The sequence below is a fragment of the Cupriavidus sp. SIMBA_020 genome, from assembly GCF_046535395.1.
GTDB lineage: Bacteria > Pseudomonadota > Gammaproteobacteria > Burkholderiales > Burkholderiaceae > Cupriavidus > Cupriavidus campinensis.
Map to the genome: position 1 here is coordinate 1 of NZ_JAWRWU010001239.1, position 251 is coordinate 251.

Consider the following 251-nt stretch of genomic DNA (forward strand, 5'->3'; position numbering starts at 1 on the left):
CCAGAATCGCCGCGCCTTCGTAGATTTGGTAGAACGGGTTCGGACAGAGTACGATCGCAGGCTCGCCTTCGGCATTGCGTTGCGGGTCGATCACGGTCTGCGCCAGGGCGAACAGCGCCCCGCGCGAGCCCGACACCGGCAGCACCTGGGTGGCGGCGTCGACCGGCGGCAGATTGTAGCGCTGCGTGACCCATTGCGCGACCGACTCGCGCAGCGGCTGCGAGCCGATCGTTGCCGGATACGCGGCCAGG

General features: G+C 68.5%; 1 pseudogene. It reads right to left on the reverse strand.

Annotation, left to right across the window (positions count from 1 at the left end):
- Window positions 1-251 (reverse strand): annotated as a pseudogene (locus SB751_RS33480) (succinyldiaminopimelate transaminase); the annotation flags it as partial.